We start from the raw sequence: 14,206 nt of genomic DNA on the forward strand, positions 1-14,206 counted from the left end.
CAGTTCCGCAATGATCGCGCTGTCACGATGCAGCGAGCGAGACCGACATCGTTTCGATTTTGGCATGGCAGCCTGCGATGTCCATCTCCGTGTTGACGGCCCGAGCAAATCTCCGTGAGCGATGGCCGCAAGCAATATCGCACTATATAACAGCATCGTTGAGGTAATGAGATGTCAGGCGCCTACGATCTCGGAACCAATCTGGTCCGCCGCATCTATGAAAAGCGCATAGATGCACCGGCCATTCTTGACGCCGGCACACATTTTCCCAATGCCGCGAAGTTCACCGCAGCCTGGCGCGATATCCGCGACGAGGCCCTGGCGGCGAAGCTGAACAAGGCGCCGCGCTTCCACGACATCATGCCGGAGCAGATCGATATCTCGGCCAATGACGGTCTCGACTGGCGCATGTTCGTGCTCAAGGCCTATGACATGACGATCCCGGCGAACCTCACGCGCATGCCGGTCCTGAGCCGGCTGCTTTCGGAGTGCCCCGAGGTCAAATCGGCCGCCGTCTCGTTCCTCGCCCCGCGCAAGCACATCCCGCCGCATCGCGGACCCTTTCGCGGCATCATGCGGTTCCATCTCGGCCTGGTCATCCCCCAACAGCCTGACGGCCGTCCGGCAACGATCATGATGATCAATCATGAGGAAAGGCGCATCGCCGACGGCGAGTGCTTGCTGTGGGACGATACTTTCGAGCACGAAGTGATGAACAATTCGGATCAGCCCCGCGTCGCTCTCCTGCTCGACGTGTGGCGTCCGCAAATGCCGCTGGATATGGAAATCCTGTCGCGCGTGATCGTGCGCGGCGTGCAGGTGGGAATGCGCTATCGGGGCGTGTCGTTCGGCGGCTGAACCGATCGAAATCTACGCTCTTGCCTCGCGATACGTCCCTGCCCCGCTGCGACGCTTGCCGGGAAACATCGCGTCCCTCGCCAGCAATCCGCTGACGCGGCAGAAGGCTGCGAACGCGCGGCAGGCCTCCTCGGCGCTGGTCACGTCGACCGTCGCCCCGAAGCAGGCATTGAACGCGGCTTCGTAGACCTTGCCTTGGCGGCGCTTCGGCCAATCCTGCAGGAAATCGAGCGCCTGCTCGACGCTGTAGATTTCCTCGATCGGCAGGCCGGGCGCGGGCGTGATGCGCACCGGCACCTCGAATTGCAATCTGTCCATCCCCTGTCTCCCGAACTGGCGTAGCCGGAGCAACGCCGTTCGTTCTGAAAAGTTGCTTTTGCGGCCTTCTGACTCGCAAATGTGACCTCAGTGCGGTGAAGAACCGGTTCGCCGGTGCGGCGGATCCGGGTCAGTCCGCATCGATGCCGGCTGCATTGCCAATGCCGGATTTCCACCGTACTGCCGGCCATCGCAGCCCCTTGTCCCTCTTCCACGCCCTTGCCGCTATTGGTTAGCCGGGTCGGTCTCCGCATCATAGGCCATGCGGGTAACTACCATCAGCACATAAGCGGACGGCAGCGCGAAGATGGCGCCGAGCACGATCGCCGCCGTTCCTTCCATGCGAAGGGTGGCGGCAATGGCCCAGTAGACGGTGCCGATGCAGATTGCCGCCTGGACCGCCAGAAAGCAGGCCGCCGCGACCGCGCAGGTGAGTGTCTTGAATGTCTTGATGCGTTGCATTGAACGGAATCCGAACTGACGCGCACGCGACCGGCGGACGACCGGCGGCCGTCACCGGATCGCGGCGCTAAGGAATTTTTGGTTTGAATGCCGCGCCTAGCGGCTAAGGCTTCACGCGGCCGGCGGCGCGCGCGGTTGGTTGGTGCGCGAAGCGGTAGCGCTTGCCGATACGGGCGTGGCGCTAATCTCGGACGGCAACGCCCGGCCGATAACCAGGAAATCGGATGCATGGGCGAGCGCGCCGGAATTGCCGCCGACGAGCTTTGTCGCGAGCGGCCGGCTGGCCCGGACTTCAACCGCCTGCGCCTTGCCGGTCGTTCTGAGCAGCGCGATCGTGTCGCCCTGACGGGCAGCGCTGATGCTGGAACCACACGAGAACGAGGCGGCGGACGCGGAGATTTCGGCCTGCGCGAAGCCCAGCAGCGCGAGCATCAGCAGCGCCATCAGGCCCGCAAAAGCGGTCCTGGCCGGCAGCAGCATCGATCTTTCGCGTTCAGGCGCCGTCAAGTCAGTCTCCGGATACCAAGGCCCGACCTAGCCCATGGGATGGCCGAAGGAAAGCCGCAATGGAGGCCGCAATCGCACTTCGTCCTTGAACCTTGCGGCTTCCGGTGCCAAATCTGGAGCAGATTTTCGCATTTCGGCTCCCTTGGAGCCAACGCCCGCAAAACGGACAAGAATGGTCACCTATCTCGACGCCTCCACTGCCCCCCTTCGAAATACCGGTCAGATCCGCCTCTATGGCGAGGACGGCTTCGCCGGCATGCGCAAGGCCTGCGACCTCACCGCGCGCTGCCTCGACGAGCTTGTGCCGCTTGTGAAGCCCGGCGTGACCACGGAAACGATCGACCGCTTCGTCTTCGAATTCGGCATGGACCACGGTGCGCTGCCGGCAACGCTCAATTATCGCGGCTACACCAAATCGTCCTGCACCTCGATCAACCATGTCGTCTGCCACGGCATCCCCGACAACAAGCCGCTCAAGGAAGGCGACATCGTCAACATCGACGTCACCTATATCCTCGACGGCTGGCATGGCGATTCCTCGCGCATGTATCCGGTGGGCACGATCAAGCGCGCCGCCGAGCGCTTGCTCGAAGTGACCTATGAGTGCCTGATGCGCGGCATAGCCGCGATCAAGCCCGGCGCCCGCACAGGCGCCATCGGCGCCGCGATCCAGAGCTATGCCGAGGCCGAGCGCTGCTCGGTGGTCCGCGACTTCTGCGGCCACGGCGTCGGCCAGCTTTTCCACGACGCGCCGAACATCCTGCATTACGGCACCGTCAATGAAGGCGTCGAGATGCGGCCGGGCATGATCTTTACCGTCGAGCCGATGATCAATCTCGGCCGGCCGCATGTGAAGGTGCTGTCGGACGGCTGGACGGCAGTCACGCGCGACCGCTCGCTGTCGGCGCAGTATGAGCATACGATCGGCGTCACCGACACAGGCTGCGAGATCTTCACGCTGTCGCCGAAAAAGCTCGACCGCCCCGGCCTGCCGGCGTAGCACTTCGACCTAAGCCTGAGGGGAGCGGGCGGACCATGGGCAAAGTCGAGGACGAGCGGGCATTCTTTTCCGAAGGCTGGATTGAACCGCCTGAGGCAGTGCAAAAGAAGGCGGCACCTACCGAGAAACCGCACTATCACGGCCATCGCGACCGCCTGCGCGAGCGCTTTGTCGCCGGCGGACCGGACGCCCTGCCCGACTATGAACTGCTCGAGCTGCTGCTCTTCCGGCTGATCCCGCGCGTCGACACCAAGCCCATCGCCAAGGCGCTCATCGCCCGCTTCGGCTCGCTGGCCGAAGTGCTCGGCGCGCCGGCATCCCTGCTTGAAGAAGTCAAAGGCATCGGACCGGCCGTCGCGACCGATCTCAAGGTCATCGCCGCCACAGCCCAGCGCATGGCGCGCGGCGAGGTGCGCGGCCGCGAAGTCCTGTCCAACTGGACGCAATTGCTCGACTATTGCCGCTCCGCCATGGCCTTCGAGAACCGCGAGCAGTTCCGTATCCTGTTCCTCGACAAGAAGAACGGGCTGATCGCCGACGAGGTGCAGCAGACCGGCACCGTCGACCACACACCGGTCTATCCGCGCGAGGTGGTCAAGCGCGCGCTCGAGCTCTCAGCCAGCGCCGTCATCCTGGTGCACAACCATCCTTCTGGGGACCCCACACCTTCCCGCGCGGACATCGAGATGACCAAGCAGATCATCGACACGGCCAAGCCGCTCGGCATCGCCGTGCACGACCACATCATCATCGGCCGCAAGGGCAATACCTCGATGAAGGGGCTGCTGCTGATCTGAGGCGTTTGCCCGGCATTTCGGGATTGCCGGGACATCGTCTCCTCATCGGATAGTCGGCTCTGGAATTTCAGCAGGAAATCAAGCATGATGGCACTTGGTATCTTCCTGGGATGCTTCGCGCTCCCGTGAAATACCGGGAGGACGGGACATGGCCATTGTGCTTGTACTCGTTTTGATCGTTGTGGGCTCGGTGCTGTTCCACCTCCTGAGCCCATGGTGGTGGACGCCCATCGCCTCGAACTGGGACTACATCGACAACACCATCACCATCAGCTTTTGGATCACCGGCATCGTCTTTGCCGCTGTCGTGCTCTTTATGGCTTATTGCGTCTTCCGCTTCCGGCATCGGGAAGGCAATCGCGCGGCATATCAACCGGAGAACAGGCGGCTCGAATCGTGGCTGATGATCGCAACGGCGGCCGGTGTCACCGCCTTGCTGGTTCCCGGCCTCTTCGTCTGGAGCCGCTTCGTCAACGTTCCCGGCGAGGCCGCCGATATCGAGGTTGTCGCCCAGCAATGGCAATGGAGCTTCCGTCTGCCCGGCAAGGACGGCAAGCTCGGCACCTCCGACACCCGCATCGTCTCGGCTGAAAACCCGCTCGGCATCGTACCCGGCGACCCGAACGGCCAGGACGACGTCGTGGTCGAGGCGGCGGACCTGCACCTGCCGGTCGGCAAGCCGGTCAAGGTGCTGTTGCGCTCGATCGACGTGCTGCACGATTTCTACATCCCGGAATTCCGCGCCAAGATGGATATGATCCCGGGATCGGTCACGTATTTCTGGTTCACGCCGACGCGGACCGGAACCTTCCAGGTCTTGTGCGCCGAGCTGTGCGGCCAGGGACATCCGCTGATGCATGGCGTTGTCATGGTCGATACCGAGCAGGACTATCTGGCCTGGCTCGGCCAGCAACAGACCTTTGCGCAATTGTCCGCGCCCCAGCAAACGGGCTCGGCGAACCAACCGTCGGAAAAGACGATGGCGTCCAGTTTGGATGTCGCGGCAAAACTCGAAACGCTCGAGGCCCGCTGAACAGGGCGCGGAGGTGCTCCCATGGTCGACGTCACACCCGCAGATGCCGTTCCACCCGCCGAAGTCGCGGAGATGGAACTCTACCATCCGCACAGCTGGTGGACGAAATACGTCTTTTCACAGGACGCCAAGGTCATAGCAGTCCAGTATTCGGCGACGGCCATGGCTATAGGCCTCGTCGCGCTGATGCTGTCCTGGCTGATGCGCCTGCAGCTCGGCTTCCCCGGCACGTTCGATTTCATCACTCCGGAGGCCTACTATCAGTTCATCACCATGCACGGCATGATCATGGTGATCTATTTGCTCACCGCGCTCTTCCTTGGCGGCTTCGGCAATTACCTCATTCCGCTGATGGTCGGCGCCCGCGACATGGTCTTTCCCTATGTCAACATGCTGAGCTATTGGGTCTATCTGCTTGCCGTGCTGGTCCTGGTGTCGAGCTTCTTCGCGCCCGGCGGGCCGACAGGCGCCGGCTGGACGCTCTACCCGCCGCAGGCGATCATGACCGGCACGCCGGGCGGCCAGGACTGGGGCATCATCCTGATGCTCTCTTCGCTCATCCTGTTCATCATCGGCTTTACCATGGGTGGCCTGAACTATGTGGTGACGGTGCTGCAAGGCCGCACCCGCGGCATGACCTTGATGCGCCTGCCGCTCACCGTCTGGGGCATCTTCACTGCCACGGTCATGGCGCTTCTGGCCTTCCCGGCACTGTTCGTTGCTTGTGTGATGATGCTGCTCGACCGTCTGCTCGGCACTTCCTTCTTCATGCCGGCAATCGTCGAGATGGGCGAGCAACTGCAGCACAATGGCGGCAGCCCGATCCTGTTCCAGCATCTGTTCTGGTTCTTCGGCCACCCGGAGGTCTACATCGTGGCGCTGCCGGCCTTCGGGATCGTGTCGGACCTGATCAGCACGCATGCGCGCAAGAACATCTTCGGCTATCGCATGATGGTGTGGGCCATCATCGCCATCGGCGCGCTGAGCTTCGTGGTCTGGGCGCACCACATGTATGTCAGCGGCATGAATCCTTATTTCGGCTTCTTCTTTGCCACCACGACGTTGATCATTGCGGTGCCGACCGCGATCAAGGTCTATAACTGGGTGCTGACGTTGTGGCGCGGCGACATCCACCTCACCATACCGATGCTGTTCGCGCTCGCCTTCATCGTCACCTTCGTCAATGGCGGCCTGACGGGCTTGTTCCTCGGCAACGTCGTCGTCGACGTGCCGCTGTCGGACACGATGTTCGTCGTCGCACATTTCCACATGGTCATGGGCGTCGCGCCGATCCTGGTGATCTTCGGCGCGATCTATCACTGGTATCCGAAGGTCACCGGACGGATGCTGGACGAGACACTCGGCCGCTTCCATTTCTGGATCACCTTCCTCGGCGCCTACCTGATCTTCTTCCCCATGCACTATCTCGGCCTGATGGGCGTTCCGCGGCGCTACGCCGAACTGACCGACATGAATATCATGACGGAATCGGCCCACCATCTGAACTCGTTCATCAGTATCATGGCCTTCATCGTCGGCTTCGCCCAGATGGTGTTCCTGTTCAACCTGATCTGGAGCATTCGCCATGGCCGTGAGGCCGGCGGCAATCCGTGGCGGGCAACGACGCTCGAATGGCAAACGCCTGAGACGCCGCCGGCGCACGGCAATTTCGGCAAGGAACTGCCGATCGTCTATCGTTGGGCCTACGACTACAGCGTGCCGGGCGCCAAGGAGGACTTCATCCCGCAGAACGTGCCGGGCTCCTTCGGCCCCTCCAGGGAGCCGGCATGAGCGTCATCCTAGTCTTCATGTTGGTGATCGCCGGCTTTGCCGGTTGGTGGCTTTCGCACCAGCGGTTGACAGCCAAGCCGTGGCTGGAGCAAGGCGTGGCCGGGGACGTCGTCGGCTTCGACCGGTCTTCCCTGCCCACCGCCAAGATCGGCCTCGGCGTCTTCCTCGCCGTCGTCGGCTGCCTGTTCTCGCTGTTCACCAGCGCCTATTTCATGCGCATGGGCCTGTCGGACTGGCGGCCGCTGCCGCTGCCGCGCCTGCTTTGGCTCAACACCGGCGTGCTGGCGCTGAGCAGCGTCGCGCTGCAATGTGCCGTGGTCGCCGCGCGCAGAGGCCAGGTGGATATGGTAAGGCTCGGTCTTGCAACGGCGGGGTTGACCGCCCTCGCCTTCCTCGCCGGCCAGTTGATTGCATGGCGGCAGCTGACCGAGGACGGCTACCTGTTGGCCTCCAACCCGGCCAACAGCTTCTTCTATCTGATCACGGCGATGCATGGCCTGCACATACTGGGCGGGCTGGTCGGCCTTGGCAGGACGAGCGCCGGCGCCTGGAACGGAACGCGGCGGGAGCGGCTGCGCCTCAGCGTCGAGCTGTGCGCCATGTATTGGCATTTCCTGCTTTTCGTCTGGCTATGCATCTTCGCCGTCCTGGCCGGTTGGGCGGCGACGTTTGTGAGCATTTGCCAACGGCTGCTGACCTAGGAGACTGGCGATGGCCGAGACGACACTGACGCATACCAGCCAGATGGATCGCCCCCAGGGCTTGCGCGGGATCGCCGCCGACTGGGCCTCGGATCAGCGCGCGTTCAAGAACGTGTCCTGGGGCAAGGCCATGATGTGGATCTTCCTGCTCAGCGACACCTTCATTTTCGGTTGCTTCCTGCTTTCCTATATGACGGCGCGGATCTCCACGCGCGTGCCGTGGCCGAATCCAAGCGAGGTCTTCGCCTTGCGCATCGGCGGCTCGGAGATCCCGCTGATCCTGATCGCCATCATGACGTTCGTTCTCATCTCGAGCAGCGGAACCATGGCCATGGCGGTCAATTTCGGCTATCGCCGCGATCGTCGCAAAACCGCGATCCTGATGCTTTTGACCGCCGCGCTCGGCGCAACCTTCGTCGGCATGCAGGCCTTCGAATGGACCAAGCTGATCACCGAAGGGGTTCGGCCGTGGGGCAATCCCTGGGGAGCCGCGCAATTCGGCTCGTGCTTTTTCATGATCACCGGCTTCCACGGCACGCACGTCACGATCGGGGTGATCTTCCTGATCATCGTGGCGAGAAAAGTCTGGCGTGGTGACTTCGACACCGGCCGGCCCGGCTTTTTCACCAGCCGCAGGGGCCGCTACGAGAACGTCGAGATCATGGGGCTCTATTGGCACTTCGTCGACCTGGTCTGGGTGTTCATTTTCGCCTTCTTCTATCTGTGGTGAGAGGCAGGTTCTGTTGAGAGGAAGACATGGCTGAAGCAACCGCAAACGGTCTCGGACAACACGCACTGCATCCCGCCCATGATGCGGCGATCGTCGCCAAGGCGGAGACGCATCAGGAGCACCCGATCAAGCTCTATCTGGTCGTCTGGGCGTGGTTGTTCATTCTCAGCACCTGCTCCTATCTGGTCGACTATTTCGGCCTCCACGGCTATCTCAGGTGGTCGCTGATCCTGATCTTCATGATGCTCAAGGCAGGACTGATCGTCGCCGTCTTCATGCACATGGCCTGGGAGCGGCTGGCGATGATGTATGCAATCATCCTGCCCCCGATACTGGTGCTGGTTTTCGTGGCGATGATGGTCTTCGAGGCCGACTATACGCTGCTGACTCGTATCGCGTTTTTCGGGCCTGGCCCCTGACACCCGATGCGGGGTCCAGCCGCAGCATGACGGGCCGGGGACGGCCGGTTCCGATGCCTTGAAACAACAGGCCGCCGGCCCATTTTGGTTTGGCGTATGCGCCGTGAACTCAAGCAAAGGACGCGGACAATGACGATAGCAAACAGACTGAGAAACTTTATCGACCGCAAGGGCATCTCCTACGATACCGTGGGGCATCATCGAACTGCCACCAGCAGGCAGGCCGCCATTGCCGCGCACGTGCCCGGCAGCATCATGGCGAAGTCCGTGGTCGTTCACCACGAACTCGGTTATGCGCTGGCCGTGGTGCCAAGCACCCACAGAATCGAACTCGGCAAGCTGCAGGACGTCATGGACAAACGCCTCGGCCTCGCTTCCGAAGACGAAGTGGTATCGCTCTTTGACGATTGCGACGTCGGCGCCATACCGCCGATCGGTGCGGCTTATGATGTGCCGGTCATTCTGGACGAGAGCCTGCGTGATGCCGCCGATATCTATTTCGAGGGCGGCGACCACAAGACGCTTGTGCATGTCAGCGGCAAGGATTTCCGCAACCTGACGACGGACGCGCGCCAGGCGCGGTTCAGCTATCCGGCCTTCTGACGCATAGAGGCTCCCGCCGCTGCGTCACGGCAGGGCCTGATTGCTTCGACGGTCTGGGGCAGCCGGCGGCTCTACGACCTTGCGGTAAAAACATGCCGGGGCCGAGGATCGGCAGCACGACCGCCAGTCGTCCAGGGCTGCTTTTTCGGTATTCTCAAGATGCGAAGGTGAACGTCATGGACACGCGGACGCTTCTCATACTCGGCCTTGGCATAGTCATTCTGTTGCTCTTGGGTTTTTTTGCGCTCCCGGCGTGACGGTGCTGGGGGCGATATTCATCTGCGCAACTGCCGGCGTCTTCCTTCCGGATAAGCAGGCGACCATCAAAAGAGTCTGGACGGCGGTGTTTATTTGGAAAACTGCTTCAGGTAGGCGATGACGTTGGCTATGTCCTGATCGTTCTTGAGGCCGGGAAACGCCATCTTCGTCCCTTTGACCATCGCCTTGGGGTCGTGAAGATATTTTGTCAGCGTAGGCTCGTCCCATTTGATGCCGGATTTTCCGGCCTCGATCATGGCCGTGGAATAGGTGAAACCGGGATGCGTGCCCGCGGTGCGCCCGATGACGCCGTGCAGAGACGGGCCGACTTTATTCTGGTCCTGGTCGGCAATGTGGCAGACCTTGCACTTGGTGAACACCTTCTCGCCTGCGGCGGCGTCCTGCGCCTGCGATGGGCTTGCAAGGAAGCTCGTAGCGGACAAGACGATGAAAAGCGCGGTTGCGCGCATGGCACTTCCTCCCTGATCGTCATTTACGTCGGACGGCCCGCGCCACGCTGGCGTATCCTGCATGGCGGGCGGCCGCGTCTCTTCAGTGGAATTGCGGCACCTACATACCACAGAATCGAACCAATGGGCAAAAATTGCCGGCCTGCGAAGGCTTAGGCCATGCGCCGAGGACTAACTGCCCAAAAAGCGGTCCAAGCCTTCTGAACGGCGACGGTCAGGGCGGGTCGGTATTGCAGCTTGCCGCGATCTGCCCGATCACGTCCGAAAGGCCCGCAAGCTCGAAATCGGCCTCGCCGCGTCCCGACAAAAGGCCGAAGCGCCACGACAGCGTCAGCCGGTTCGCTGACGCCAGACGCTTGATGCCGTCGTCTCCATCCCTGACCAGTGTTCTGCCGCGCGGGCCGACCGACCAGCTTTCATCGGTTTTGCCGCCGCCGTCGACCGCGACGGAGATGGTGATCTTGCGGCTGGCCGAGACAGCATCGTTGAGCTGGAGCCACTCGCTCCAGCGTGGTTCGCCGTCGGGCCGGCAAGCCAATGTCAGCACAGGGCTGTAGCCCAACGCTCCGCCGCCGGTGATCAGCTTGTTGCTGGCGTGGAGCGACGCCGTGATCTGACCATCATTGCCGGCGCCAACGCTCCAGTTGCCGAGAGCCGGCTCGGCCCGAGCGACACCGGCGGCTGCGGCAAACATGAGCGCCGCGGCGACGACCACGTCTCTCATCGTGAATCCCAGCCTCACCAATGCCTCCATACACCCGCGAATGCGATGAAGCGCAGATAATGTTCAACCGTTGGTATCGCCAGCGGCAGGCCTTCAAGACAAGTTGTCTGTGTTGCCGCGCCGCCACAATAAAGTAGCTCCTAATGAAAAAGGCCGCCCGGAGGCGGCCTTTCGAAGTCTCGGCATTGAAACCTGTTACTCGGCTTCCTTGGCGGCTTTTTTCTTCGGCGCGGCCCTCTTCTTCGGCTCTTCCGCCTCGTCGGTGGCTTCGCCTGCCTTTGCTTCGCCAGCCTTTGCGTCGCTTGCCTTGGCTTCGGCCTTCTTCGAGGAAGCCTTCTTGGCCGGCTTCGCCTTAGTCGCGGTTTCGGCCTCCTCGTCGTCGGCCATCAGCTCGTCCTTGCCGACCTTGACGTCGTTGACCGAGATCTGGCCAAGCAGATAGTCGACCACCTTCTCCTCGAACATCGGCGCGCGCAGCGCGTTGATGGCTTCCGGGTTGCTGCGATAATACTCGAAGGCTTCCTGCTGCTGGTTGGCCGGGAAGCGGCGCACCTGCTCGAACAGGCCGCGCTGCAGTTCCTCGTCCGACACGGTGACGCCGGCCTTCTCGCCGATCTCGGCCAGGACCAGACCGAGGCGCACGCGGCGCTCGGCAAGGCGCATATATTCGGCGCGCGCTTCTTCTTCCGTCGTCTCTTCGTCGGCGAAAGTGCGGCCGGCGGCTTCCAGGTCGCGGTTGACCTGGCCCCAGATGTTGTTGAACTCGGCCTCGACGAGCTTCGACGGCGCCTCGAAGGAGTAGGATGCGTCGAGCTGGTCCAGCAACTGGCGCTTCACCTTCTGGCGGGTCATGGAGCCGAACTGGTTCTCGATCTGGCCGCGCACGATCTCGCGCAGGCGCTCGAGCGATTCCAGGCCGAGATTCTTGGCCGTCTCGTCATTGATCTCGAGCGCGCCGGGCGCCGACACTTCCTTGACGGTGACGTCGAAGGTGGCTTCCTTGCCGGCCAGATGCGCCGCCTGGTAGTTTTCGGGGAAAGTGACGGTGACCTGCTTCTCGTCGCCGGCCTTCGTTCCGATCAGCTGCTCCTCGAAGCCCGGGATGAACTCTTTCGAGCCGAGCACCAGCGGCTGGTCGGTGCCGGCGCCGCCGGCGAAGGCCTCGCCGCCGATCTTGCCGACATAGTCGATGGTCACACGGTCGCCCTCGGCGGCCTCGCCGGTCTTCGGCTCGTAGCTGCGCGCCGATTCAGCGACGCGCTTGACCTGATCCTCGACTTCCGCGTCCGGCACGTCATAGACCTGGCGCGTCACCTTGATGTCGGAGAAATCCTTGATCTCGATCGGCGGGATGACTTCGTAGTTGAGGCTGAATTCGAAATCGGCGCCGCCGGCCAGGATCTTCTCGGCCTCCTTCTCGTCCTCGGTCATGATCACTTCGGGCTGCATGGCGGCTTTTTCGCCGCGCCCCGAGATGATCGAACGGGTCGAGTCATTGAGGATCTCGTTGACGACCTCGGCCATGAACGACTTGCCGTACACCTTGCGCAGGTGCTGCACCGGCACTTTGCCGGGGCGGAAGCCGTTGATGCGCACCTTGCCGCGGGCATCGGTCAGCCGCGCCATCAGCTTGGCTTCCATGTCACCGGCCGGCACGGTGATCTTGATCTCGCGCTTGAGACCGGAGTTGAGCGTTTCGGTGACCTGCATCCTAGAACCTTTGTTTTCAACAATGAGACTGCCGAACGGTTTTAGCCGTTTACAGCCTGCCGGTATGATCTTGCCGGAAATGGCTTTTGGGACGGAACCTGGCGATTTGACCGCGAATGCGGCTCAAATTCTCCTGAACTGCGCCTTGCCGGATGCGAATAAGTCTTTGTCTTTCCTACGACTTTTCACATCTTGCAGAAGCGGAAACTCACTTTCCGTCACATTCGACACGCCTTTTGTCACAGGCTAGGCTAATTTTCAACTATCTTCGCTCCAATGCATGCCGCCCAAAAGTGCGCAGCGGTTTTGGGAGAACGGCATGCATCAAGACTAAGGCCTGAAGCGCGTCACCCGAGCCGTTTCGACATGACGCGCTTTAGCCGGATAAGCATGACTTGAGCCTCGACATTGACAGAATGATGGCTACATGGGATTGCCGGGGAAAGCGGATGTGGCGGAATTGGTAGACGCCCTGGATTTAGGTTCCAGTGCCGAAAGGCGTGGGGGTTCGAGTCCCTTCATCCGCACCATCCTTCGCTCTTTGAGCTTCGGACGGCAGGACCACCACCTGAGGCTCGAAGAGCCGAAGGTGTTTCCGAAGTCTTGGCGAAGGAGGACCGCAGCTATCTCCTGGCGGCGCAAGCAAGGCCCTCACGCTCTCGGAGACCATCCCGCTTTGCGCATCCGATGTACTTGAAATAGCCCTTTAACAGGTTCTTACTTGCAATAGGCGGGTCGGGGCTCTGTCAGATTGTGCGTGTAACTTCTCTGGTTCTGGGGCTTGGATCAGCTCTCGCGGCGGCGTCTCAGGTTGAGGCTTTGGAGTACACTCCGGCTTCTCTTCCGGGTCAGCGGCCAATGCTCATTGTCTCCGGTGAGTTTAGCGCCAATGAGTCCTTGAACGGCTTCAGCCGCGCGGTTGCGAGCAGCGGGGCCAAGGTGATTGTATTCAACTCCCCTGGTGGCAATGTCGGCGGTGCTATTCGTTTGGGGCGTATGATCCGCGCAGCAGGGTTGGATACGCTTCAGGTTGGCCAATTGCAGTGCGCTTCAGCCTGCTCACTGGCCTTCCTGGGTGGCATCCACCGTGTTGCCGAACCAAGTTCCATCGGCATTCACCGGGCGTTTCTCAAACCGGCTGACGGGATGTCCACCGAAGAAGCGAAGGCCCGCGTCCAGCTCGGAACGGCAGCAATCACGTCTTATGTGGTCGAGATGGGAGTGGACCCCAAGCTGATAGAATTGGCTTCGAGCTATGGCAAGCATGACATAAGATATCTATCGGCCAGCGAAATGGCTGACTTGCATGTGACCAATACCGCAGCGAACCAATCGCCGGCAGATATTTCACAGATGTTAACGAGGCCAAATCCTGCGCCCGTGTCCGCTCCTGCACCCGACGCCAGGCAACTGCCGGAAAGCATTGCGGTCGCCTTCGTCAGGGATCTCATGGAGCATCATGGCGACAACGACGATTTCGCTCTTGCCCAAGTTCAGGCATCCTACGCTCCCAAGGTCGATTATTATGGCAAGCTGACGAACTTGAGGTCGATCGTTCAGGACAAGAGGAACTATTACCGGCGGTGGCCTGAACGCGGATATAGCGTCCGCAAGGACAGCATCGTGGTCAACTGCACCAACGATCGCTGCATGGTCTCGGGCGTCTACGACTGGGTTGTGCGCAGTCCCTCGATACACAAGCAGGAAAAAGGCGTGGCAAACTTTAGCTACACGATTTCGATCGGCCCCTATCCCAAAATTATCGCAGAGACAGGGAGTGTCCAGCGATAAGCGGGACCAGCGTAGCGCGGACACAGACGTCAAG

Annotated in this window: 16 protein-coding genes and 1 tRNA gene; 11 read left to right on the top strand and 6 right to left on the bottom strand. The window is 61.5% G+C overall.

Features of this window, described 5'->3' with window-relative positions; all coding sequences use genetic code 11:
• Positions 1-171: 171 nt before the first annotated feature.
• Positions 172-858 (top strand): aspartyl/asparaginyl beta-hydroxylase domain-containing protein, encoded by a 687-nt coding sequence (locus LB529_RS14460; RefSeq protein ID WP_140840424.1) that lies wholly within the window; start codon positions 172-174, stop codon positions 856-858.
• 12 nt (positions 859-870) lie between these two features.
• Here LB529_RS14460 and LB529_RS14465 read toward each other — a convergent pair whose 3' ends face one another.
• From LB529_RS14465 to LB529_RS14475, 3 genes are all read right to left on the bottom strand, one after another.
• Positions 871-1,176, bottom strand: a complete 306-nt coding sequence (locus LB529_RS14465; protein ID WP_140840426.1) for a DUF982 domain-containing protein — start codon at positions 1,174-1,176, stop codon at positions 871-873.
• 225 nt (positions 1,177-1,401) lie between these two features.
• A complete protein-coding gene (locus tag LB529_RS14470) occupies positions 1,402-1,638 on the bottom strand; it encodes a hypothetical protein (protein WP_095765046.1) in 237 nt (78 codons plus the stop codon).
• A 111-nt stretch (positions 1,639-1,749) separates the two neighbouring features.
• The gene (locus tag LB529_RS14475) at positions 1,750-2,118 is read right to left on the bottom strand and encodes a hypothetical protein (RefSeq protein WP_224711438.1); all 369 of its coding nucleotides are present in this window, start codon (positions 2,116-2,118) and stop codon (positions 1,750-1,752) included.
• Positions 2,119-2,317: 199 nt separating this feature from the next.
• Between LB529_RS14475 and map the strand changes: the two genes are divergently transcribed.
• From map to LB529_RS14515, 8 genes are all read left to right on the top strand, one after another.
• Positions 2,318-3,145 carry a type I methionyl aminopeptidase gene (gene map / locus LB529_RS14480; protein WP_224711439.1) on the top strand — a complete coding sequence of 276 codons (828 nt, stop codon included), beginning with the start codon at positions 2,318-2,320 and terminating at the stop codon, positions 3,143-3,145.
• Positions 3,146-3,180: 35 nt separating this feature from the next.
• Complete coding sequence (gene radC, locus LB529_RS14485; RefSeq protein WP_224602733.1) at positions 3,181-3,942, top strand: RadC family protein; 762 nt, start codon at positions 3,181-3,183, stop codon at positions 3,940-3,942.
• A 148-nt stretch (positions 3,943-4,090) separates the two neighbouring features.
• Entirely contained in the window at positions 4,091-4,975 is an 885-nt protein-coding gene (locus LB529_RS14490) for a cytochrome c oxidase subunit II (protein ID WP_224525292.1), read from the top strand.
• A gap of 21 nt (positions 4,976-4,996) precedes the next feature.
• Positions 4,997-6,766: a cytochrome c oxidase subunit I gene (ctaD, locus tag LB529_RS14495; RefSeq protein WP_095765041.1), complete on the top strand. Its 1,770-nt coding sequence runs from the start codon at positions 4,997-4,999 to the stop codon at positions 6,764-6,766.
• Entirely contained in the window at positions 6,763-7,467 is a 705-nt protein-coding gene (locus LB529_RS14500; protein ID WP_095765040.1) for a cytochrome c oxidase subunit 3, read from the top strand. The genes ctaD and LB529_RS14500 overlap by 4 nt, the downstream gene beginning before the upstream one ends.
• Before the next feature lie 10 nt (positions 7,468-7,477).
• Positions 7,478-8,197 (top strand): heme-copper oxidase subunit III family protein, encoded by a 720-nt coding sequence (locus LB529_RS14505; RefSeq protein WP_095765039.1) that lies wholly within the window; start codon positions 7,478-7,480, stop codon positions 8,195-8,197.
• 26 nt (positions 8,198-8,223) lie between these two features.
• Positions 8,224-8,616 (top strand): cytochrome C oxidase subunit IV family protein, encoded by a 393-nt coding sequence (locus tag LB529_RS14510; protein WP_095765038.1) that lies wholly within the window; start codon positions 8,224-8,226, stop codon positions 8,614-8,616.
• Positions 8,617-8,745: 129 nt separating this feature from the next.
• On the top strand, positions 8,746-9,219 hold the full coding sequence (locus LB529_RS14515) for an aminoacyl-tRNA deacylase (protein WP_095765573.1): 474 nt from the start codon (positions 8,746-8,748) through the stop codon (positions 9,217-9,219).
• Between the two features lie 347 nt (positions 9,220-9,566).
• On the opposite strand, the gene LB529_RS14520 is transcribed toward LB529_RS14515, so the two are convergent.
• From LB529_RS14520 to tig, 3 genes are all read right to left on the bottom strand, one after another.
• The gene (locus LB529_RS14520) at positions 9,567-9,947 is read right to left on the bottom strand and encodes a c-type cytochrome (RefSeq protein ID WP_224631806.1); all 381 of its coding nucleotides are present in this window, start codon (positions 9,945-9,947) and stop codon (positions 9,567-9,569) included.
• A gap of 214 nt (positions 9,948-10,161) precedes the next feature.
• Entirely contained in the window at positions 10,162-10,689 is a 528-nt protein-coding gene (locus tag LB529_RS14525) for a hypothetical protein (RefSeq protein ID WP_318012563.1), read from the bottom strand.
• Positions 10,690-10,866: 177 nt separating this feature from the next.
• Positions 10,867-12,381 carry a trigger factor gene (gene tig / locus LB529_RS14530; RefSeq protein ID WP_224628181.1) on the bottom strand — a complete coding sequence of 505 codons (1,515 nt, stop codon included), beginning with the start codon at positions 12,379-12,381 and terminating at the stop codon, positions 10,867-10,869.
• Between the two features lie 445 nt (positions 12,382-12,826).
• Here tig and LB529_RS14535 point away from each other — a divergent pair.
• Together LB529_RS14535 and LB529_RS14540 are read left to right on the top strand one after the other, a co-directional pair.
• Positions 12,827-12,911: transfer RNA gene (locus tag LB529_RS14535), tRNA-Leu, on the top strand.
• Positions 12,912-13,239: 328 nt separating this feature from the next.
• Positions 13,240-14,172, top strand: a complete 933-nt coding sequence (locus LB529_RS14540; RefSeq protein ID WP_224711440.1) for a hypothetical protein — start codon at positions 13,240-13,242, stop codon at positions 14,170-14,172.
• The last annotated feature ends 34 nt before the right edge of the window (positions 14,173-14,206 follow it).

This window comes from Mesorhizobium sp. CA5 (assembly GCF_020165105.1).
In the GTDB taxonomy this organism is placed as follows: Bacteria; Pseudomonadota; Alphaproteobacteria; order Rhizobiales; family Rhizobiaceae; genus Mesorhizobium.